Annotated in this window: 19 protein-coding genes and 1 pseudogene; 12 read left to right on the top strand and 8 right to left on the bottom strand. The window is 69.0% G+C overall.

The genetic code is table 11. The annotated features are described in order from the left end of the window. The first annotated feature begins 11 nt into the window (after window positions 1-11). The 4 genes from ACZ6Z8_RS02670 to ACZ6Z8_RS02685 all read left to right on the top strand — a co-directional run bounded on the left by ACZ6Z8_RS02670 (window position 12) and on the right by ACZ6Z8_RS02685 (window position 2,965). Window positions 12-1,331, top strand: coding sequence for a site-specific integrase (locus ACZ6Z8_RS02670; protein WP_465605606.1), 1,320 nt, complete (start codon window positions 12-14; stop codon window positions 1,329-1,331). Between the two features lie 480 nt (window positions 1,332-1,811). Continuing rightward, complete coding sequence (locus ACZ6Z8_RS02675; protein ID WP_465605608.1) at window positions 1,812-2,165, top strand: hypothetical protein; 354 nt, start codon at window positions 1,812-1,814, stop codon at window positions 2,163-2,165. A 39-nt stretch (window positions 2,166-2,204) separates the two neighbouring features. Next, window positions 2,205-2,417 (top strand): cold-shock protein, encoded by a 213-nt coding sequence (locus tag ACZ6Z8_RS02680; RefSeq protein ID WP_465606313.1) that lies wholly within the window; start codon window positions 2,205-2,207, stop codon window positions 2,415-2,417. A 236-nt stretch (window positions 2,418-2,653) separates the two neighbouring features. Further along, complete coding sequence (locus ACZ6Z8_RS02685) at window positions 2,654-2,965, top strand: hypothetical protein (protein ID WP_465605609.1); 312 nt, start codon at window positions 2,654-2,656, stop codon at window positions 2,963-2,965. A 360-nt stretch (window positions 2,966-3,325) separates the two neighbouring features. On the opposite strand, the gene ACZ6Z8_RS02690 is transcribed toward ACZ6Z8_RS02685, so the two are convergent. Further along, a complete protein-coding gene (locus ACZ6Z8_RS02690) occupies window positions 3,326-3,757 on the bottom strand; it encodes a hemopexin repeat-containing protein (RefSeq protein ID WP_465605611.1) in 432 nt (143 codons plus the stop codon). Between the two features lie 87 nt (window positions 3,758-3,844). Here ACZ6Z8_RS02690 and ACZ6Z8_RS02695 point away from each other — a divergent pair, with 87 nt between their 5' ends. After that, window positions 3,845-3,979, top strand: a complete 135-nt coding sequence (locus ACZ6Z8_RS02695; RefSeq protein WP_465605614.1) for a hypothetical protein — start codon at window positions 3,845-3,847, stop codon at window positions 3,977-3,979. Window positions 3,980-4,005: 26 nt separating this feature from the next. Here ACZ6Z8_RS02695 and ACZ6Z8_RS02700 read toward each other — a convergent pair whose 3' ends face one another. Then, on the bottom strand, window positions 4,006-4,548 hold the full coding sequence (locus ACZ6Z8_RS02700) for a hypothetical protein (protein WP_465605616.1): 543 nt from the start codon (window positions 4,546-4,548) through the stop codon (window positions 4,006-4,008). Window positions 4,549-4,618: 70 nt separating this feature from the next. Then, the gene (locus ACZ6Z8_RS02705) at window positions 4,619-5,032 is read right to left on the bottom strand and encodes a hypothetical protein (protein WP_465605618.1); all 414 of its coding nucleotides are present in this window, start codon (window positions 5,030-5,032) and stop codon (window positions 4,619-4,621) included. A gap of 355 nt (window positions 5,033-5,387) precedes the next feature. On the opposite strand from ACZ6Z8_RS02705, the gene ACZ6Z8_RS02710 reads away from it, so the two are divergent. The 4 genes and pseudogenes from ACZ6Z8_RS02710 (at window position 5,388) to ACZ6Z8_RS02725 (ending at window position 9,612) form a co-directional block, all read left to right on the top strand. Next, window positions 5,388-6,548 carry a hypothetical protein gene (locus ACZ6Z8_RS02710; protein ID WP_465605620.1) on the top strand — a complete coding sequence of 387 codons (1,161 nt, stop codon included), beginning with the start codon at window positions 5,388-5,390 and terminating at the stop codon, window positions 6,546-6,548. A gap of 245 nt (window positions 6,549-6,793) precedes the next feature. Then, window positions 6,794-7,162, top strand: a complete 369-nt coding sequence (locus ACZ6Z8_RS02715) for a group II intron maturase-specific domain-containing protein (RefSeq protein ID WP_465606314.1) — start codon at window positions 6,794-6,796, stop codon at window positions 7,160-7,162. A 109-nt stretch (window positions 7,163-7,271) separates the two neighbouring features. Beyond that, window positions 7,272-8,237: pseudogene (locus ACZ6Z8_RS02720) on the top strand (IS701 family transposase); the annotation flags it as partial. Window positions 8,238-8,388: 151 nt separating this feature from the next. Then, window positions 8,389-9,612, top strand: a complete 1,224-nt coding sequence (locus ACZ6Z8_RS02725; RefSeq protein WP_465605622.1) for an IS4 family transposase — start codon at window positions 8,389-8,391, stop codon at window positions 9,610-9,612. 268 nt (window positions 9,613-9,880) lie between these two features. Here the strand turns inward: ACZ6Z8_RS02725 and ACZ6Z8_RS02730 are convergent, their stop codons facing one another. Both ACZ6Z8_RS02730 and ACZ6Z8_RS02735 read right to left on the bottom strand, forming a co-directional pair. Beyond that, on the bottom strand, window positions 9,881-11,260 hold the full coding sequence (locus tag ACZ6Z8_RS02730) for an MFS transporter (RefSeq protein ID WP_465605624.1): 1,380 nt from the start codon (window positions 11,258-11,260) through the stop codon (window positions 9,881-9,883). Window positions 11,261-11,346: 86 nt separating this feature from the next. After that, complete coding sequence (locus ACZ6Z8_RS02735; protein WP_465606316.1) at window positions 11,347-12,192, bottom strand: alpha/beta hydrolase; 846 nt, start codon at window positions 12,190-12,192, stop codon at window positions 11,347-11,349. 108 nt (window positions 12,193-12,300) lie between these two features. On the opposite strand from ACZ6Z8_RS02735, the gene ACZ6Z8_RS02740 reads away from it, so the two are divergent. Further along, window positions 12,301-13,233 (top strand): LysR family transcriptional regulator, encoded by a 933-nt coding sequence (locus ACZ6Z8_RS02740; protein WP_465605626.1) that lies wholly within the window; start codon window positions 12,301-12,303, stop codon window positions 13,231-13,233. Window positions 13,234-13,611: 378 nt separating this feature from the next. Here ACZ6Z8_RS02740 and ACZ6Z8_RS02745 read toward each other — a convergent pair. Continuing rightward, a protein-coding gene (locus tag ACZ6Z8_RS02745) for an IS5 family transposase (protein ID WP_465606318.1) occupies window positions 13,612-14,420 on the bottom strand; the annotation gives its coding sequence in 2 pieces (ribosomal slippage) (window positions 13,612-14,081 and window positions 14,081-14,420; 810 coding nt in all). Window positions 14,421-14,963: 543 nt separating this feature from the next. Between ACZ6Z8_RS02745 and ACZ6Z8_RS02750 the strand changes: the two genes are divergently transcribed. Together ACZ6Z8_RS02750 and ACZ6Z8_RS02755 are read left to right on the top strand one after the other, a co-directional pair. Next, entirely contained in the window at window positions 14,964-15,308 is a 345-nt protein-coding gene (locus tag ACZ6Z8_RS02750; protein ID WP_465605628.1) for a DoxX family protein, read from the top strand. 326 nt (window positions 15,309-15,634) lie between these two features. Further along, window positions 15,635-16,984 carry a ferredoxin reductase family protein gene (locus ACZ6Z8_RS02755; RefSeq protein ID WP_465605629.1) on the top strand — a complete coding sequence of 450 codons (1,350 nt, stop codon included), beginning with the start codon at window positions 15,635-15,637 and terminating at the stop codon, window positions 16,982-16,984. A gap of 85 nt (window positions 16,985-17,069) precedes the next feature. Here ACZ6Z8_RS02755 and ACZ6Z8_RS02760 read toward each other — a convergent pair whose 3' ends face one another. Continuing rightward, window positions 17,070-17,696 carry a TetR/AcrR family transcriptional regulator gene (locus ACZ6Z8_RS02760; RefSeq protein ID WP_465605630.1) on the bottom strand — a complete coding sequence of 209 codons (627 nt, stop codon included), beginning with the start codon at window positions 17,694-17,696 and terminating at the stop codon, window positions 17,070-17,072. Window positions 17,697-18,297: 601 nt separating this feature from the next. Then, entirely contained in the window at window positions 18,298-19,314 is a 1,017-nt protein-coding gene (locus ACZ6Z8_RS02765; RefSeq protein ID WP_465605631.1) for a zinc-dependent alcohol dehydrogenase family protein, read from the bottom strand. Window positions 19,315-19,321: the final 7 nt, after the last annotated feature.

Raw genomic sequence — 19,321 nt, forward strand, 5'->3', positions numbered from 1 at the left:
CAGGAGGTTTCGTGACCAACCTGGACCAGTCACCTCTCGCCGACGTCGTCGACGCCGAACTGCTGGACGAGGATCAGCAAGCCCTTCCCGCAGTACGCGAGCCCCTGGGCCTGGACCTCAGCGGCTTCCACCGCGACACCGTGCTGGTCGCCGGCCGGCCGCTGCCGCAGGCCGTCGCGCCGACCTACACTCTTGCCGACTTCGTGATCTCCCCCGAGACCGAGGAGCTGCTGAAGGCCGCACGCCAACCCAACACCGCCCGCAACAAGAACAACCAGGTCAGCCTGTTCCAGCGGTGGTGCGCGCAGCACAACCGGGTCGCGCTCCCGTGCACGACCGCCACCTTGATCGAGTACGTCGGCTGGATGATCCGTAGTGGCACCTACGACCCGAACACGGTCCAGGTTTACACCAGCGCTGTCGTCACCTGGCAGGAACAAGAGACCCCAGGACATACCCGGCCCGGCACCCTGAAAGTTCGCGAGATGATCGCGGCGTTCCGCATGAAGTGGTCGAGGACGAATACGGAGAAGCAGTCCCCAGCGGTTCGGGAAGCCGATCTGGAGGTCATGCTCGCAGTCTGTGACGACCGCGGCCGGCCAGCAGACCTACGGGATGCGGCGATCCTGACCCTCGGCTTCCACCTGCTGACCCGTCGAGTCGAGCTTGCCCGCCTGGTCGTCACCCACCTCACGCCCTACCCCGACGGCATGGAGGTCCGCCTGGTCGACCGCAAGACCCGCAAGGACGGCTCGGTGTACGAGGGCTGGGTGCCCGCCCGCGACGACGCCCCGCACCTGTGCCCCGTCCGCCGGATGCGCGCCTGGCTGGAGTACGGCCGCCGAATCCGGCAGCCCGAGACGCAGGCCGCGTTCCGCGCGCTCGACAAGGCCGGCCGCCTGGCCGTACGCCTCACACCGCAGACCTGCCCCCTGCACGAAGACGGCGCGTGCGACCCACGGCAGCCGCATGAGCTGACCGACGCGCAGTGGACCGAGCTGTCCTTCCTCAGCGGTGAGGCCATCAATGGTTACGTGAAAGCCCGGGCGAAAGCCGCAGAGCGGCGCATTGCCGACCTGAACGAAGCCGAGCGAGCGGAACGCGGCTTCAACGCGCTGCTCAACGCGCCCACGGCCGCCAAGGTCACTGCGCACGGGCTTCGCGCGGGCGGCGCCACCGAGCTGAAGGAAGCCGGCGTCGCCGAGGCCCAGATCGCCGAGCTCGGCGACTGGGCGAAGGACAGCAAGGCGATGCAGCGCTACTTCCGCAAGATCAACCAGAAGAAGGACAACCCCTGGGCTGTGGCCCGGAAGCTCCGCTCCGAGAGCTGACCGCCCGCAGACCCTCGCGGCCAGCTGAAAATGGCCAGCGGATGCGGATGGCGGTGCGAGAAGATGACCGGCATGTCGAACACGTGGACCGCTCCCGACACCGGCTGGTACCGGCTCGCCCCTGGGAAGGTGCCGGAGTACCTGAGCGAGCAGCTTCCTGCTCCCGCCGCATAGGGCCAGTGGACCGTCGTGCCGCTGAACGCCTCGCCTCTGGCCGCGTCTCAGCCGGCCACAATACTCAGCGAAGTGACGGCCAGCGTCATGCACTTCCAGCGCGGAGACATGACCATGAGCAGCGGCGGAACGCTGCGGGAGACGCCGGCGCCCGCGCTCACGATCCCGTGGCGGCCGTGATGCGACCGCAGAGCTGACCGCCGCAGGGCCTCGGCAGCGATCCACCGACAACCCTCTGGCAACACGGTTCCCGGCGGACTTCTGCCCGGGCGCTCACAGACAGCGCTCCGGTACCCGTACGCTCCCATGAGCGGCGGAGCGGCCTTCGACCACTTGAACGGCGTCCTGCAGGGCGCCCTTGCGAAGCAGGACATCAACGCGAGCGAGAAGCGAGCCGAGCGCCTCAAGGTCACCGTGGCCACCATCGAGCGCGGCCTGACGTTCCTGGCGCGTCCTCTGCTGCGGGTCCCCGGTGCGCTGCTGGACGAGCAGGTCGTCGGCTACCACGAGTGGCCGCTGACCCGCGGCGTCTGTCCCGTGCCAACGAACTTTGATCACGTGCCATCGGAGTCTGACGAACGCGAGTCTGTGCCATCGAAGGTTGATCACGCTGGATCAATGGCCCGATCTGCCTGCGCCGGAGTGGCAAGGGTGGTGTGATTGGGGTTGATCATCACCCTCAGAGAGATCGGCGGCAGCGTGAGCAACCGACAGACCGGCACCGTGAAGTGGTTCAACGACGAGAAGGGGTTCGGCTTCATCACCCCTGACGGTGGGGGCGACGACCTGTTCGTTCACTTCAAGGCCATCGAGACTGACGGCTTCAAGAGCCTCACGGAGGGGCAGAAGGTGTCCTTCGTCGCAGAACGAGGCCAGAAGGGTATGCAGGCCGCACAGGTCCGTCCCGAATAGCCCTTCAGCGCGTAGTCGCGCCTGCGTGTTCCCCTCGGGCGCGACTACACACACCAGCCGGCAGCCCCTGACAGGGCGCTCAAACCTCAATGGCGCGCGATCAATGTTCGTTGGCACAGGACAACGTCGCACGGTTCTGGCCATGTTTTCGGTCGCGCCCCGGCAGGTCGGGTGTGCCGCAAGCGGGGTGGTTACGGTGACCAGGAAAGATCGGCTTCTGTTCTGGAGGAAGACACGTGAGTGACGACACCGTGGTGCCGGCCGGGAACGCCGCGATCGACGAGGGGATCCGGCAGATCCCGTTGGTGGTAGCGGAGCGGGTTCCGCTCTCGCCCGCCGGCGTGCAGGCCCGCGAGCAGCTCCTGGCCGCCATCGGCTCCGAGGCGCAGGCCGTCGCCGAGAGGAACCCTGGCCACGGGGCCGCCGCCCTGGAGACCCTCGCCCACGCCTACGCGCTGGTCACGGCCGGATCCGTGGGCGCCGAGTCCCCGGTCGCGACGCAGCGGAACTCGGCCACGCTCACCGTCTCCCCCGCCAAGTTGACGTGACACGGCGGCCCTCCCGCAGGGCGGGTCGCCAGGCCTGGTCGTGACCCCGGTTTCCCGGCAGCAGGTTCCGTGGTGCGGAGACCGGATCTCGGTGGCAGGGGCGCTCACGCGGCAGCCGGGACGCTGCCGGGGCTTGCGGCGACTGCCTCGGTGCGCCCCTCCGGCGCACTCCCTGGCGCGACGCCCTCGCGGAAGAGGGCGTCGCCCAGGCGCACCCGGCCCGTCGGTAAACCGGCGGCCGGGGTCGAATAGCAGGGACCGGTGAGCGGGTTCCTTCCGCCGGTGAACTGCCATGGGCTGGGGCGAGCCGCCCGCCGGTGCACCCCCTGGTGCGAGGCCGCGGCCGCCCGGGAGTGCGGGTCAGCCGATGTGGTAGCGGACGTACTCGGCGCCCTTGAACAGGTAGACGTCGGTGGTGGAGGTGTCGGGCACCTTCACGGCCTCGGTGAAGCCACCCGAGGCGAAGGCGGTGCCCTGCAGACCCGGCCAGCCGGCGGCGATCGGCTTGGGGCCGTTGACGATCCTCTCGGTGGCCACGTTGTAGCGGACGAAGTCCGCGCCCTTGAAGAGGTACAGGTCGGTGGAGCTGCCGGTGATCTCCGCGGCGGCGTCGATGCCGGAGGTGAACGCGGTGCCCTGCAGACCAGGCCAGGCCGGTGCGATGGACCCGGGGCCGTTCCTGACGACCCGGTGCTCGTTGTGATCGTCCGCTCCAGGTACTCCGTGACGTCCTTCGCCTCGATGCGCCAGGTGCTCCTCGTCTCGACGACCCGCTTGATCGGCCCCTGCCACACGAGATCCGAGTCCCGGTAGATCGACAGCTCGTGGATGTACGGCTCGACGTCCCCGAGGAGGCCGCAGCACTCCGGCGCCCGCGCCTTGGCAATCGTGATCGTGGCCTCGGAGGTGTCGTTGACCGTCCGGTTCCACGCCACCGAGGTGAGGCTGTCGACCCGGGGCGAGGTGTACGGCCGGGACCCGCCCCGCCAGTGGATCACCGCTCCGTACTGCTGAGGACACCCGAGAACGCCCATGTCACGTCACCCCGCGTCCGACCTGGTGACCATCAGCACGCGGGCCCGGGTGCCTGCCCCGGTCGTCGCCGAGGTCGTCAGGATCTCGATGCACATGCCCTCTGGGCAGCGCCACACCGGCCACTGGAAGGCGGCTCCCTTCGCGCCGTACAGCGTCGGCGCCGCCGTCGAGGAGCCGACCTTCGCGGTCGCGCACTCCAGCTGCGCCCGCTGGGTGCGCCCGTCGACGGTGAGCACCGACCCGGCGGGCAGGAACGGGATCTGGATGTCCCCGCAGATCGCGCACGGGTCGGCGAGCGGGTCGGCACAGTCCGTCCCGGTGAGGGAAGCCCGGAAGCGCACAACCAGGCGGCGCAGATCCTTCGAGCCGACCTCCAGCTCCAGCACCGGCACCATCTCCAAGGAGTTGGGGACACTGGAGGTCGGCACCGAGAGCACGGTCCGCCGGAACGTGGCGCTCCCGGTCGGGTAGCAGGGGTCGACCGGCACGCGGCTCGGCAGCGCCGGCGACGGGCACAGCGGGTCCTCCAGGCAGTCCCTCGGCGTCACGCAGCCGTCGTAGGCCGTGTCCGGGTTCGTCGTGACGAGCGTGCCCGCGGCAGCGGCCAGGAGTGGACGTCTACTCCCTGGAGCGCGAGGCCGCCCTCCCACGCGTCCCAGAACTCGGCAATGCAGGCGCAGAGCCGCTGGACGACGTAGTAGGGCGCGCCCCGCCGCCGTACAGCTCCACGACCCACTCCAGCAGCTCGATGAGGACCCGGTCCGGAATCCGCATCGAGGTGAAGGTTTCGGCGGACTCGGGGAGCATCACGCGGCACAGGAACGTCCGCAGCGCGGCGGTGACCTGGCGCAGCTGCTTCGGGTCGACGTTGGCCAGGTCGCCGACGTCGACGCCGAGGGTGGCCTGCGCGTCCCGGAGCTGCTCGTAGTGGTCCAGGAACTCGTCGCCCATGACCTCCGGTAGGAAGGCGAGCTCGACGTCGCCGACCTCGGCGATGTGCGGCTCGGTGTTGATCGTGAAAGAACGGCGCATGGCAGGCTCCTGCTCTGGCTCCGCACCAACGCCCGGCCCACAACCAGTCAGCGCGTGCGCGAGCAAGGGTAGCCGGAGCGCAGCTGCTTCGTGGAGAACAGGCGACCGAGCGGTCGCCCGAAATTTACAGAACGCTCGACCAGCGCAAAGGAATGTATACGAATGCCCTAGCCGGGTCGCAGTCCCGGCCGACTGATGGATAGCGTCGTCACTGAGTCGGACCGGCCGTCAGGAGAACCGCTTCAACCAGCGCCAGAGGAGCCGTCACTCGAAGGCCCGACTGGGACTTACATACACCGTCCCGACGCCGCCTCAATCCGGCCACCATCACTCGCAAACCTATGGAGAAAACGGCATGGTAACGCACGAATCCGTCGCGGATGTCCGCGAGCAGCACGTCGACGAGGATAAGCTGCCGCAGGCCGGGAAGGTTTACACACTGACGCACAGTGGCTGGGTGTTCGACGGCACCAACTCGCTGGTGGACTACACCGAGGACGCCTCACCCGCTCACCTCGTCGTCCACTGGGCGCACAAGAAGACGGGGAAGTGCATTCTGGCCGTCGTCCGGGGCGGGGCTACCGGATCCTGCCGCCCCGGATACCTCGCGACCGCGCACAACAACCTCCCGTGGACACGGCCTGTCTGGGAAATGTCGGGCGACAAGTTGGATGCGGCGGTCTGGCAATTCATCCCGGAAGAGGCAGGCAGCTACTTGCTGTTTAACGCCGGGCGCGCGCAGTACCTGGCGGTGAAAGAAGAGACGGGCAACCGCCAAATCCTCTACTTCTGTGACAGCAAGCAGACGGCGGCCAGCTTCGGCCTCAGGGAAATCTCCACGTACGAAAGCGTCATCAACCTATACAAGGAGAAGCCCAAGCGCAGCCTTGCGCTTCCCGATCTGATCACCAACAAGAAGCAGCCGCCAGAGTGCGCGCTCTACGATAACGTACACAAAACCCCTCCGGAGGACCCAGTGGAGGGCACGCAGTTGGCGGGAGTCTGCGCCATCCCCTACTACCTCGTCACCGATGGAAAGCACAGTCAGGAGTGGCAGGGGGAAAACTCGCCCTACTATCTTATGCGGCGGGAGTCGTGCTGGCACCTGTCGGATAAGAATTTCAAGATCTACGCACGCGGCGTCAAGGAGCTGAAGTACTGGGAAGTAATGGAAGGCACTTCAGAGGAGTACGGGCAAGAAGTAGACAAAAAGACGCACTGGAGCGTCACTGCGGAAGCCGGCTTCTCATACGGCGGAATCGGGGCGAAAGCAAGCGGGACATATGGGGAGGAACTGAACATCAAGACGAGCAGCAAGCGCATGAAGTCCCATTCCAAGAAGCTGGGCGATAAGTACGAGGTGTCACCTCCCGACAACGACGACCTCGCCGTAGCTGACTTCTTTCGCCAGGACGAATACACCATCTGCCGCGTCACTGGTGAGGAGATCCTGCGGTTCAAGACCTGGCACAGCGACCCGCGCATCAGCCGCAGCTATCCGAAGGGAAAAGGCTAGGGCCTCCTGCATTCGTCGGCCCATCACGTTCGCCCGTCGTTCTCACCGCCCTCGCTCCTCCGCCATAGGCCGGTCAACGGCCTTCCCTCAGCGCCCTGAGGAGGAAGTTGTTCGGGCGGCTGCCCGGGTGATGAACGAGGCGGGCGTAGACGACCCGGGCGCCGATCTCGAACCGCAGGGCCTTCGCCCGGCGGGGCCGGATGATGTGGGGGCGGCGGGGCACGACCCTGCTCTCGTTGGAGGCGGTGTTGCGGACGGTCAACCCGGTCCTGCGGGGCTGGGCTGCCTACTTCCGCTACGGCGCATCGAAGAAGACGTTCTCCTACCTCGGCCACTATGCCTGGTGGAGGATGATCCTCTGGATACGCCGCAAGCACCCCCGGATGACCTGGAAACGGCTGCGGCGGCTGTATTTCGGAGCCGACTGCATCACCGAGGGTGGGATCGTCCTCTACAGCCCGGCGAGGATGCGGGTCGAACGCTACCGCTATCGCGGAGCGCAGATCAGCACGCGTTACAACGTCGACGAGGTGAACCCGGCCGGAGCGCGCTTCCGCCGGACCACCCACGACGATGTGGCCTTCGTCGGCCAGGTCAGCGAATACCTCGCCTGACTCATCGGATCGCGTGGAGAGCCGGATGCTCGGCCAACGGGCACGTCCGGTTCGGCGGGCGGGGACGGGAAGACCGACACCCGAAACGGTGCACGGCGTCCCGTCCCCGACCCAACTCCTGAAGGACGGCGACGCTTCCGCGTGCGTGTCACGGCAGTACACAGGCACCGCGGGCAAGGTCACCAGCTGCCAGGTGGGAGTGTCGGTGCACCTGGCCCGCGACCACGCCTCCGCACCGGTCAACTGGCGCCTGTTCCTGCCCAAGTCCTGGGATCCCGGCTCGGTTCTGGCGGACCCGGTCAAGGTCGCCCGCCGGGAACGCTGCGGTATCCCGGCAGACCTGGGCCATGTCGAGAAGTGGCAGCTCGCGCTCGACATGATCGACGAAACCCGCTCGTGGGGCGTGGACGTCCCGCTGGTCCTGGCGGACGCGGGCTACGGCGACAGCGTCGCGTTCCGGCTCGGGCTGAACCGGCGCGGCCTGAACTACGTGGTCGGGATCTCCACCACACCCACCGCCCACCCCGCCGATGCCCGCCCGGTCACGCCGCCTTACAGCGGCACCGGGCGGCCACCGGTGCCCAAGTATCCCGACCCGCCCCGCTCGGTCAAAGCCCTGGTCATCGAGGCCGGCCGGAAAGCGGCACGTCCGGTGCAGTGGCGTGAGGGCTCGCGGCCGGGCAAGGGCCGCACCGGCTACAAGCGCATGTACTCGCGCTTCGTGGCCCTGCGGATCCGTCCCGCCGGACGGGAGATCCGCGACGCCACCCAGGGCGTGGAACTCGCCGAGTGCTGGATGCTGGCCGAATGGCCCGCCACCGAGGCCGAACCGGTCCAGTTCTGGCTCTCCGACCTGCCCGCCACCACTCCGCTGACCACCCTGGTCCGGCTGGCCAAACTCCGCTGGCGCATCAAGCACGACTACCGCGAGATGAAGCAGGCCCTGGGCCTGGCCCACTTCGAGGGCCGTACGTTCACCGGCTGGCACCACCATGTCACGCTGGTCTCCCTCGCCCACGCGTTCTGCACCCTGCGCAGACTGGCGACCGCCCCAAAAGACGCGGCGCCGGCCTGAGCCTCTACCAAGTCGTCCGCGAGCTGCAGTTACTCCTCGCCACCTGGGCCGGCGCCTGCCCCACCTGCCACCGCGACATCCCCACACCCATACGGACCTGACCAAGCCCCAATGCCGGTGACTTTGTCTTGTCGCTCTCGTTGGTTGTGGTGTGGCGAGGGTGGGGCAGGTCAAGTCGCCTGCGGGTGAGCGGTTGTCGGATCGGATCGCGATCGGGGTGCTGACGCAGGCGTTTCCGCCGGGTCTGGTCGATGAGGTGATCGCGGAGACCGGGCGGGTCGAGAAGCGGAGACGGCTGTTGCCGGCGCGGGTAGTCGTGTACTTCGTGCTGGCGATGTGCCTGTTCTTCGGACAGGGCTATGAGGAGGTCGCCCGGCTGCTGGGTGAGGGGCTGGGGGGCGGGCGGCGGTCGTGGCAGGTGCCCACGACCGCCGCGATCGGCCGGGCCCGTCGTCGGCTGGGTGTCGAGCCGTTGCGGTTGCTGTTCGCGCGGGTGTGCCATCCGGTGGCGGTGCCCGAGACGGCGGGCGCCTGGTACCAGCGCTGGCGCGTTGTGGCGGTCGATGGCAGCACGCTGGACCTGGCGGACACCGCTGACAACGACGCTTTCTTCGGCCGTCCGGGTACAGGTCGCGGGACGGGCGCGTTCCCGCAGGCCCGGGTGGTGGGGCTGGCCGAGTGCGGCACCCACGCGGTGTTCGCCGCTGAGGTGGGCCCGCTGTCGGTCAGCGAGCAGACGCTCTCCCGGCGGCTGTTCGACCGTCTGGAAGCCGGGATGCTGCTGCTGGCGGACCGGGGCTTCTACGGCTTCGAGCTGTGGCAGCACGCGCGGGCCACCGGAGCGGACCTGCTGTGGCGGGTGCGCAAGAGCGCGAACCTGCCCGTCGTTCGAGTCCTCGACGACGGCTCCTACCTGAGCACGGTCCACGCCGAGCCCGACCGCAGGAGCCGCCGCAACCCGGTGACCGTCCGAGTCATCGAATACACCCTGGCCCGCACCGGGGACACCACCGTCTACCGTCTGGTCACCACCCTCATCGACCCCGAGGAGGCACCCGCCGCCGAGTTGGCCGCGCTCTACGCACAGCGCTGGGAGATCGAGACCACGCTGGACGAGATCAAGACCCACCAGCGCGGGCCCAAGCTCGTCCTGCGATCGAAGTACCCGTGGGGCGTCGAGCAGGAGGTCTACGGCTTCCTGCTCGTCCACCACGCGATCCGACAGTTGATGCACCAGGCAGCCCTCCACGAGGGCCTGGACCCCGACCGGCTCTCCTTCACCCGCAGTCTGCGGGTCGTGCGCCGCCAGGTCCCAGCCCAGGCGGCGCTTTCCCCCCGGCAGACTCGCCAGAGCACTGACCCGCACCCTGGCTGAGATCACCGAACGTCTGCTACCCGAACGCCGCCAGCGGACCTTCCCGCGCGTCATCAAACGCAAGATGTCCAACTGGCCCCTCAAACGCGCCCAACACCGAGACTGGCCACCACCGCTCCCGACTGTCATCACGATCACCAGAGCCGACACAACCTAACTGATCGTTTCAGAATGAGGTTCGCAGACGGCGGAGGCAGATGAGGCCGCAGGCCGGCTCGGCGTCTGGGCTTACGAGCCTGCTGCCTCGCATCCCGGCGCTTCGCCGGGCTCACGATCCAGGTGTTTCGAACATCCCCGCAGCACGCGCCGAATCTGCCCGTGGCGCGGCTGGTCGGTTCCGATCGCGCATCCGAAGGCTGATCAGCGCGGTGACGGCGAAGACGGCGGCCTCGTAGATCATGGCGTGCCGAAACGCGGCGCCCGGGCCGGCGGCGGGTGCGAAGTAGACGAGCCCCGCCGCAGCCACCCCGATCGACCCGCCCAGCTGCTGAGCCGTGGGCAACAGCCCGGACACAGAACCGGCCGCGGAGCCGTCCACCCTCGCCAGCACCAGAGCGAACACCGAGGCGGTGAACGAGCCGAACGCGGCGCCGCCGAGAGCCAGGACCGGCAACGCCGCCCAGCGTCCGGCCGCCGTGCCGATGAGCGGCGCGAGAGCCAGGGCCGTCCCCGCCAATACCAGCGCCGAGACCGTGAGCACGGCCGACCCGTGTCGGCGGGCCAGCGCGGGTGCGCCACGGCTGCCCAGCACGGCCGCAGCCGCGAAGGGAGCCGACGTCAGCGCGGCCGTGAGGGCGGGATACCCGATGGCCGACTGTAGATGCAGGAACAGCAGATACGTGAAGGACGGCACCCCGGAGTTGAACACGAACATCAGCAGCACCCCCGCACGCGCCCTCCGGTCGCGGAACAGCGACGGATGCACCAGGGGATCCGGCCGGTGCGGGAGAGTCAGCGCGAAGCAGCCGAGAACGGCCACGGACACGGCCAGCGTGGCCCATGTCCACCAGGGCCAGCCGGCTTCCCCTCCCAGCGCGAGCGGCAGCACCAGCGAGCCGAAGCCCACGGTGGTCAGCAACACGCCCACCCCGTCCACGCGCTGCCCGGCCGCGCCTCGCGTGCGAGGCAGTACGGTCGCGCCCGCGAGCGAGACGAGTGCCACCGGCACCGTGACCAGGAACGCCGAGCGCCATCCGAGACCGAAGAGGTCGGCGCCGACGAGAAGTCCGCCAATCAGCGGCCCGGCCAGCGACGCCACTCCCATCGTGGCACCGAACAGGCCGAGAGCCCGTGGGCGCCGGGCAGCGGGGACGACGACCTGGATGATCGACAGAACCTGCGGGGCGACCAAGCCGCTGCCCGCGCCCTGGACCAGCCGGGCCGCGATGAGGAACGTGGCATCGGGAGCACACGCGGCCGCTACTGAACCGGCCATGAAGACGACGGTGCCCAGCACGAACAGCCGGTGGTAGCTGTACCGGTCGCCGAGGCGCGCGGCCGTGATGAGCAAGCAGGCGTAGGTCAGGGTGTACCCGGCCAGGATCAGCTGCACGGCACCTGAGCCGGCACCCAGGTCGGCCCGGATCGCCGGGGCGGCGATCTGCGCGACGGTGACGTTGAGCAACTGCACGAATGTCGCGCTCAGCACGACCGGCAGTACGAGCCGCCCGCCGCCACCGGCCGCGAGCCGTCCCCCGCTCAGGGACGGGGAACCCTTCACGGGCCGATGCCGGCTCACGAGGCGAGGGCCGCGGCGAGTTCGCCCGGCCGGGCTGCGAACGGGCTGTGGCTGCCGGGCAGGGTATGCACGGTGAACGGGTTACCGGGGAAGGCCCGGTCGGCTTCCGTGATCATGAGGTCCTGCGCGGCCGGTGCCAGTGCCCGGTCCTCGGCGCAGCGCAGGAAAGTTCGTGGAATTCGTCCCCACCGTGCTGCGGTCAGGGTGACTGGAGTCGTCGGGATCGCCAGGGGCAGGTCAGGGGTCAGCGCGGACCGCCACCGGTCAAAGCGGTCCAGGGGGGTGTCGTGGTAGTGAGTTTCCCGCAGTTCGTCGAGGTAGGCGGGATCCGATGAGAGCGGATTGATCCGTACGGCGCCCAGGGCTTCGGGGTCGCCGAGGTTCAGGTTCTGGCCCAGCGCGGTGGCGTTCTCGGGTGAGCCCAGATAGTCGAAGAACCGCGGCCGCCCGCCCGGGACGAACGCGGACAGGTAGACCATCCGGTCCACCAGCTCCGGCGCCCGCTCCGCGGCCAGGGACGCGGGACCGCCGCCCGCGCTGTGCGCGACGAGCACGACAGTGCGATGGTGACGCACCTGGTGCAGGACGCTCAGTACTGCCTCGGCGCAGTCGTCCATCGTCAGGGTGGCTAGCTGTGACTTCTCGGTCAGCAGGCCCGGCTGGCCGGGCAGCAGGTATCCGGTGGGCAGGGGTGCATCGAAGCCGTGCCCCGGCATGTCGACGGCCACGCTCGCAGCGCCCAGTCCGGCCAGCGCGCGCTGCGTCGCTGCCCACTGTCCGGAGCTGTGCCAGGCGCCGTGCACGAAAACGAAGACGGTGTCGGTCAGAGATACGTACTTCATGGCTCCATTCCAGACAGGAACCACAGCGCCATCCATTCATAGATCTGGTAAGTGGCATGGCAATATCTTTGAGGTATTGCCAGCAGCCGATGGGATGGAGGGCGAGTCGTGGAAGCGCGACACCTGCGGTACGCGGTTGCTCTCGCCGAGCACGAACACTTCGGCCGGGCGGCCGGCGAGCTGGGCATTGCGCAGCCGCCGCTGTCCAAGCAGATCGCCGACCTGGAGCGCGAGGTCGGGGCCCGGCTGTTTGACCGCACACGTCAGGGGGTGTTCCCGACCGCCGCCGGTGAGGCGTTCCTCGCGCGGGCACGCCGGGCGCTCGACGAGATCGCGGCGGCCACGGCCGACGCGGGCCGGGCCGCGCGCGGCGAGACGGGACGTCTGCGCCTCGGCTTCATCGCCTCGGCACTGCTCGACCCGCTGCCGGGCGTCCTGAGCCGGTTCGGCCGTGAACGGCCCGACGTGAGACTGGAACTGCACGAGATGGCGACCAGCCGCAGCAGCTCAGCTCTCGTCGCCGGGGAGCTGGACGTGGCCCTCACCCTCGGCCCGCCACGGGGTGCCGGAGCCGAGCATCTCGTGTCCGTCCCGGTCGGACGCGACCACGTGATCGCTGTGGTAAGTACGGTGCACCCGTACGCGGGTCAACAGTCGGTAAGTGTCGACCAGTTGCGGCGACAGGCGCTGATCGTGTCGGCCGGCGAGGACGAGCCCGCTGTAGTCGCCGGACTGCGCACCCTGCTGGGCACGGATTCATCGGCTCTCGATGGCGCGACCGTCGCGAGGGACGTGCACACGATCATCGGCCTCGCCGCCTCGGGTGTGGGCGTCGGCCTGGGGCCGTCCCGCATGAAGGCGGTCCCGCGTCCGGGAGTGCGGTTCTGTGAAGTGACCCCGCGCACGCCCCTGCCCGATCTCGTCCTGTCCTTCGCGGCCCGCGATCACTCCCCGGTGCTGCGCGCCTTCCTCGACACCATCCGGAAGAACTGCCCCGACGTCGGTGCCGCACTCAACGACCGGCTCCGGCCCCACACTTGATTCGGGCCGGTCATCCCTTCGCATGCGCGTGTCCGGCCTTCCGACACGGGGCGGCCTCGGCGTTAGGCGCACGGCATACACGAGCGAGTCTCAGAACGTTGCGTCGGCCCGCACGCCCGGCACCGGCGCCCCTCGCCGCAGTCACCGAAGAGGCTGAGCGCAGACCTGACGGGGCATCCAGGCGTCGGGGCTTGCGCCGGAGGCGTCCGCGAAGTCCCTGGATCGGTGTGACCGCGTCCAGCAGTGGCAGGAGTTGGGCGCTGTCGCGGCGGTTGCTGCCGGTGAGCGGGACGGCGAGCGGTGTTCCGTGGCGGTCGACGGCGTAGTTCACCCAGCATGCGACACCGGTCCGCAGCACGCGGACCTTTAATGATCATGTCAGAATGAAGTGCGTGGGCGACGGAGGCATATGAGGCTACAGGCCAGTTCGAGCAGGCCCTGATGGAGGCTGGCGCGTCGTTCGTAGCGGATCCGGAGTCGTTTGAACTGGTGCAGCCAGGCGAAGGACCGTTCCACCACCCAACGGACTTTGCCGAGCCCGGAGCCGTGGGCGACACCACGTCGGGCGATCATGGGCTTGATGCCACGCTTCCACAGCAGGCGGCGATACTTGTCGAAGTCATAGCCCCGGTCGGCATACAGGTACCGCGGCTTGCGGCGGGGCCGTCCTCGCAGCCCCCGGATCGGCGGAACCGCGTCGAGCAGCGGCAGCAGCTGGGTGACATCGTGCCGGTTGCCGCCGGTGAGCGTGACGGCGAGCGGGGTTCCGTGCCGGTCGACTATCAAGTGGTGCTTGGAACCGGGACGGGCGCGGTCGACTGGCGAGGGGCCGACGTGATCCCCCCTTTCAGGGCCCGGACATGCGAGCCGTCAACAGCGCAGTGCTCAAGATCCAACAGGCCGGCGCGGCGCAGCTCGGTCAGCAGGGCCGCGTGCAAGCGCGGCCAGACGCCGGCCTCGGTCCAGTCCCGCAGCCGACGCCAGGCCGTCACCCCGGAGCAGCCCACGGTCTCCGCGGGGACATCACGCCAGGCGACACCGGTCCGCAGTACGTACATGACGCCGGCGAGTGCGGCCCGGTCCGGAACACGCAGCCGTCCGGGGTGACGGCGGCGCCGCTCGGGAGCGGGCGGCAACAACGGCGCCACTCGCCCCCACAGGTCATCAGGAACAAGATCAGCAGGCACCCCGGACACTCTGCCGATCAAGATCGCCAAGTGCAAGACCACAGCTCAACTCATTCTGAAACGATCAGTAAGTCACCGGCATTGGGCCTAGACGAGGTCAAGGACCAGTTGCGCGAGTCCGGAGTACGGCTGCTGCGCAGCATCCGGCCCGCGGGATCTCTCGGCTGACCTACCGCAACGGCCCCCACGCATGAACCGCGCGCCGACGCGCACGACACCCCGTCCTCGTCGACGTACGGTTCATGCGCCCCCAAAGCCGCACACCGCGGCCTCGTTCCCACAGCAAGAAAGTGCCCCGAGCAGCCCCACGCTTACGACCGCGGGGATGCCCCGCGACGCCCTGCACGAAGAGCGGATCGTCCAGGCGGCCATCGCCCTTCTGGACGGGGGCGGCATCGAGGTCTGACCATGCGAAGACTCGGCAGCCGTCTCGGCATCACCGCGGCGGCACACCCGTAACGGTCTCGCGGCGACCCGCCCCCCAGCAGGCCGTCACCCTTGATGCCCACGCCGCGTGCGACGCCGGCACCCTGGAGATACCGCATGATCCTCACTATCACCCTCGCCTGCGCCATCGCCCTGATCTTCGGGGCGATCGGAGTGCTCAATGCACTCGCATTGCCGAAGGCGCGCGAGCTGGCCGCCGAGACCGGCTTCTCCGTCGCCGCCTACCGCCGCATCGGCGTGCTGCAACTGGCAGGAGCCGCCGGCGTGGCGCTCGGCCTCGCAGTGCCGCCCCTCGGCGGCGTCGCGGGGGTCGGGCTTCTCCTGCTGCTCGCCGGAGCTGTCGTCGTACACCTGCGCAAGGGCGACCCGGTTGCCAAAGTCGTACCCGCCGCCGTGTGCGCGGTGCTTGTCGCCTCGTACCTCGCGGCCTTGTTCGCCTGAAACGCCGCCGGTCGGGTCCACGCCTCCACGGAGGGGCAGCTCCGGCAGTTTCGCCCTGCAAGCAGGGCTGCCGCGAGCTGCGATCTCACCCTCGAAACGCCGCCCGACGGGGAGGTTTTCGGACCGTCACGCTCCCGAGGACAGATCCAGGGCTGGCCACCAGGCATCCGCGTGCACCGACCCGAAAACGGCTACACTGTAGCCAATATCAGAGGTGGCAGGAAACGCAGCCACCTGGACTCCAGGGCGCTCAAGCCGCGACCGCATGGCCCGCCTGCCTTCACCAGCGCCCCTTCGTCCACAGCGCCGACCCCGAGGGGTAGACCATGCCCGTTCTGATCGTGATAGCGATCTACGCCATCCGGATCGCCCGCGCCCCCTTGGACGCACGCCTGAAGAAGCGCCACGTCGGACCACTGTCGGTCACGACCGGAGCGGTCATGCTCTACCTGGCCTGGGACTGGCTCACGCCCGAGCACCTCAGCCCCGTCTACTTCGCCGGCGAGTTCGCCGGCGTCCTGTCCGCCTACCTGATGTCCTGCACCCTGGTGCTGGCCACCCGCCTGATGTGGCTGGAGCAGTGGTTCGGCGGCCTGGACCGCATGTACCGCCAGCACAAGCTGTACGCCCTGTGGTCCATCCTCCTGCTCACCCCCCACCTGCTCCTCCACTTCTTCTCCGGTTTCGACGGGAGCCCGTACGGCTACGCCCACCCGACCGCGTCGGTAGGGATGGGCCACCTGCTCGGCGCCGTCTCCGCCATCGGCCTGCTGCTGCTCGTCCTCATCTCACTCGGCCAGGTCGGCCGCATCCTGCGACTGCCCTACGAGCGCTGGCTGTTCCTGCACCGCCTCACCGGCCTGCTGCTCCTGTCGGCGCTGCTGCACGGCTGGTTCCTCGATCTCATCATCAACGGATCCACACCGCTGCTGGCGACCTACACCACCATGGCCGCCATCGGCATGACCGCCTACGCCTACGACGAACTGGTGCTACGGCACAGGGAACCCCGGGCGGACTACGTCATCCGTCGCGTCGAGCGGCCGACACCCGACATCCTCGACCTCACCCTCACACCCACCGGCGACACGCCGCTCCCGGTGACAGGAGGTCAGTTCGTCTACCTGCGGGTCGGCGGCTGGCACGAACATCCCTTCAGCGTCGCGGGAACCCAGGCCGACGGCTCGGTACGCCTCACCATCCGCGCCCTGGGCCGCGGCACACGCGGCCTCTACACGGACATCAGCGAAGGACACCCCGCCACCCTCAAGGGTCCCTACGGCATGTTCGACCACACCCTCGGCGGACCCCGGCAGATCTGGATCGCGGGCGGCATCGGCATCGCGCCCTTCCTCGGCTGGCTCACCCACCCCAGTGCCGCGCCGGCCCGCACCGACCTCTTCTACTGCGCCCCCACCGCCGAAGACGCACCGTTCCTCCCGGAACTCACCGAAGCGGCAGCACACCGCCCCGAGTTCCGGCTCCACCCGACGTTCAGCCGCAGCCACGGCCGCCTGACCGCCGAGAGGATCCAGGCCGAGGCCGGACCGATCACCCCCGACACGCACGTCTTCCTCTGCGGCCCCGCCTCCATGGTCGAAGACCTCAGTCGCGACCTGCACCGCCGGGGCGTCCCCCGTCAGCATCTCCACGCCGAGCACTTCGCCTTCCGCTGACGAACCGCCGACCACGCGGGTCAGACAGCTCCTCGCCGGCGCTGCGCGGGCCAGGGAAGAGGCCGGGCCGCATCGGGCTGCCCGGTCAGGCGTCGTCGCGCAGGTGGGCAAGCCCACTGAGTAGGAGTTCGAGTCCGAAGGAGAACTCGTCCTCGATCGGAACGGGCATCGAACCGGCGACGGTGACCGTTGCCGGGAACACGGCCGGATCGACTCCCTGAAAGACGCCGGACAGGTGCGCGTCGTGATGCTGCCCGCCGCCGCCATGGCCGTTGACCTGTATGGCGAATCCGAGGACGTAGCGGGCGAGGGTGGCAAAGGCGTGCGCGGCCAGTCGCGGCGGGAAGCCGCTGTCGAGTAGCGCCGCGACACAGTGCTCCCGCAGCGCCATGGCGTTCGGCCCCATGGGAATCTCTTCGACCATCAGGCGCGCCGCGTTCCGGTGCCGAGCCAGGGCCTCGAACATGGTGTGCGCGACCGTCCGCAGCGCCTGCTGCCAGCCCATCGCGAGGAGCTCGTTGCCGTTCAGTTCCACGGCGCCGAACATGCGGTCCACGACATGGGCGACCAGCGCTGTCCGGTTGTCGAAGTGCCGGTACAGCGTCGCCGTGCCCGAGCCCAGGCGCTGGGCCAGCGTCCTCATCGAGAGGGCGTCGGCCCCCTCATCGTCCACGATCTGCAGGGCGGTGGAGACGATGCGCTCCAACGGCACGGGCGGACGCCCCGGGCCCCGGCCCGATGCCGTGGTCGCTCGCGTAGGACCAGCTGCTGCCACCGAACATTCACCTCCTTGACCAGCACAATAACAGCAACACCGTATCCACTATCGAGACCGCCGGTTGGACATGGGGGCGCTCGCTCGATCCACCCCTCGACCACCGTCCTAAGGAGTTCAAAGGCGGGCGGGTCCGCCACGGATGCCTTCCAGAGCAGCCTGCACCACCGCCGACCCACGTTGCATCGGTTAGCGCCCTGGCTCCTGAACTGCGCGACGAGGGTCCGACATAGAGTCGACCCCCTCGGAGAACTGCAGGTCAGCCGCCTGTACGGTCGCGCCGAATGTTTCATTCGATGCAACCCCGCTCGTTATACCGGCGGAGATCACTTATTCCTGGAGCGTCGTATTGGTCTGGCAGCCCGATCAGCTGCCGGACATGGAATCGTCGGCGGTACCCACCTGGAGTGCACCGTGCGGCTATCTCGACTGGACCGCACCAGCGGAGGGCAGCGGGTGACGAGCGGTGCGGATCTCAACCGTGGGCTGCCGGGGTGGGCCGCCCCGGCACCGGTTTGAAGCGAGCCCGGGGCAGGGGTCAGGGCTTGAGGAGCGTCTTGATGGCGCGGCGTTCGTCCATGGCCTTGTAGCCTTCGGCGGCCTGGTCGAGGGGCAGGGTGAGGTCGAAGGCGCGGCCGGGGTTGATGCGGCCGGTCATGACGCGGTCGACGAGGTCGGGCAGGAAGCGACGCACGGGGGCGGGGCCGCCCTGGACGGCGACGTGGGAGTAGAACAGGGCGGTGCCGTCGATCTGGACGCCGTGGGGGACGCCGGCGATGCCGACGCCGCCGCCGGGCCGGGCGGAGTTCAGGGCCTGCCGGGTGGACTGGTCGGTGCCGACGCATTCCAGGACGCGGTCGGCTCCGATGCCGCCGGTGAGGTTCTTGATGCGGGCCACGCCCTCGTCGCCGCGTTCGGCGACGATGTCGGTGGCGCCGAAGTCGGTGGCGAGTTTCTGGCGTGCCTCGTGGCGGGACATGGCGATGATGCGTTCGGCGCCGAGTTCGCGTGCGGCGAGGACGGCGGACAGGCCGACGGCTCCGTCGCCGACGACGGCGACGGTGTCACCGCGCTGGACGCCGGCGGCGACGGCGGCCCACCAGCCGGTGCCCATGACGTCGGAGCAGGCCAGCAGGTCGGGCACCTGCGCGTCGGTGGGCAGGTCGGCGGTAGCGACAAGGGTGCCGTCGGCCCAGGGGATGCGGATGTACTCGGCTTGGCAGCCGCCGACGAACTCGCGGTGCAGGCAGTTGCTGGGGTAGCCGTTGCGGCAGTTGGCGCAGGTGCCGTCGCTGGCGAAGAAGGAGCCGACGACGAATTGGCCCGGCCGCACGGTGGTGACCTCGTCGCCGGCTTCTTCGACGATGCCGACGTACTCGTGGCCGATGGGGGCGGGGTCCTTGGCGGGATTGATGCCGCGGTAGTCCCACAGGTCGGAGCCGCACACGCAGGTGGCGAACGTGCGGATGATCGCGTCAGTGGGCTTGAGGATCTGAGGGGTGTCGCGTTCCTCGACGCGAACGTCCCCGGGCCCGTACAGGAGGGTGGCACGCATGACGGGG

This window comes from Kitasatospora sp. NPDC101108 (assembly GCF_055584725.1).

Bases quoted from the DNA above. Each gene is read 5' to 3' on its own strand.
- ACZ6Z8_RS02705 (WP_465605618.1), bottom strand. From the start codon at position 5,032: ATGCGCCGTTCTTTCACGATCAACACCGAGCCGCACATCGCCGAGGTC.
- ACZ6Z8_RS02750 (WP_465605628.1), top strand. From the start codon at position 14,964: ATGATCCTCACTATCACCCTCGCCTGCGCCATCGCCCTGATCTTCGGG.
- ACZ6Z8_RS02735 (WP_465606316.1), bottom strand. From the start codon at position 12,192: ATGAAGTACGTATCTCTGACCGACACCGTCTTCGTTTTCGTGCACGGC.
- ACZ6Z8_RS02710 (WP_465605620.1), top strand. From the start codon at position 5,388: ATGGTAACGCACGAATCCGTCGCGGATGTCCGCGAGCAGCACGTCGAC.
- ACZ6Z8_RS02675 (WP_465605608.1), top strand. From the start codon at position 1,812: ATGAGCGGCGGAGCGGCCTTCGACCACTTGAACGGCGTCCTGCAGGGC.
- ACZ6Z8_RS02755 (WP_465605629.1), top strand. From the start codon at position 15,635: ATGCCCGTTCTGATCGTGATAGCGATCTACGCCATCCGGATCGCCCGC.
- ACZ6Z8_RS02765 (WP_465605631.1), bottom strand. From the start codon at position 19,314: ATGCGTGCCACCCTCCTGTACGGGCCCGGGGACGTTCGCGTCGAGGAA.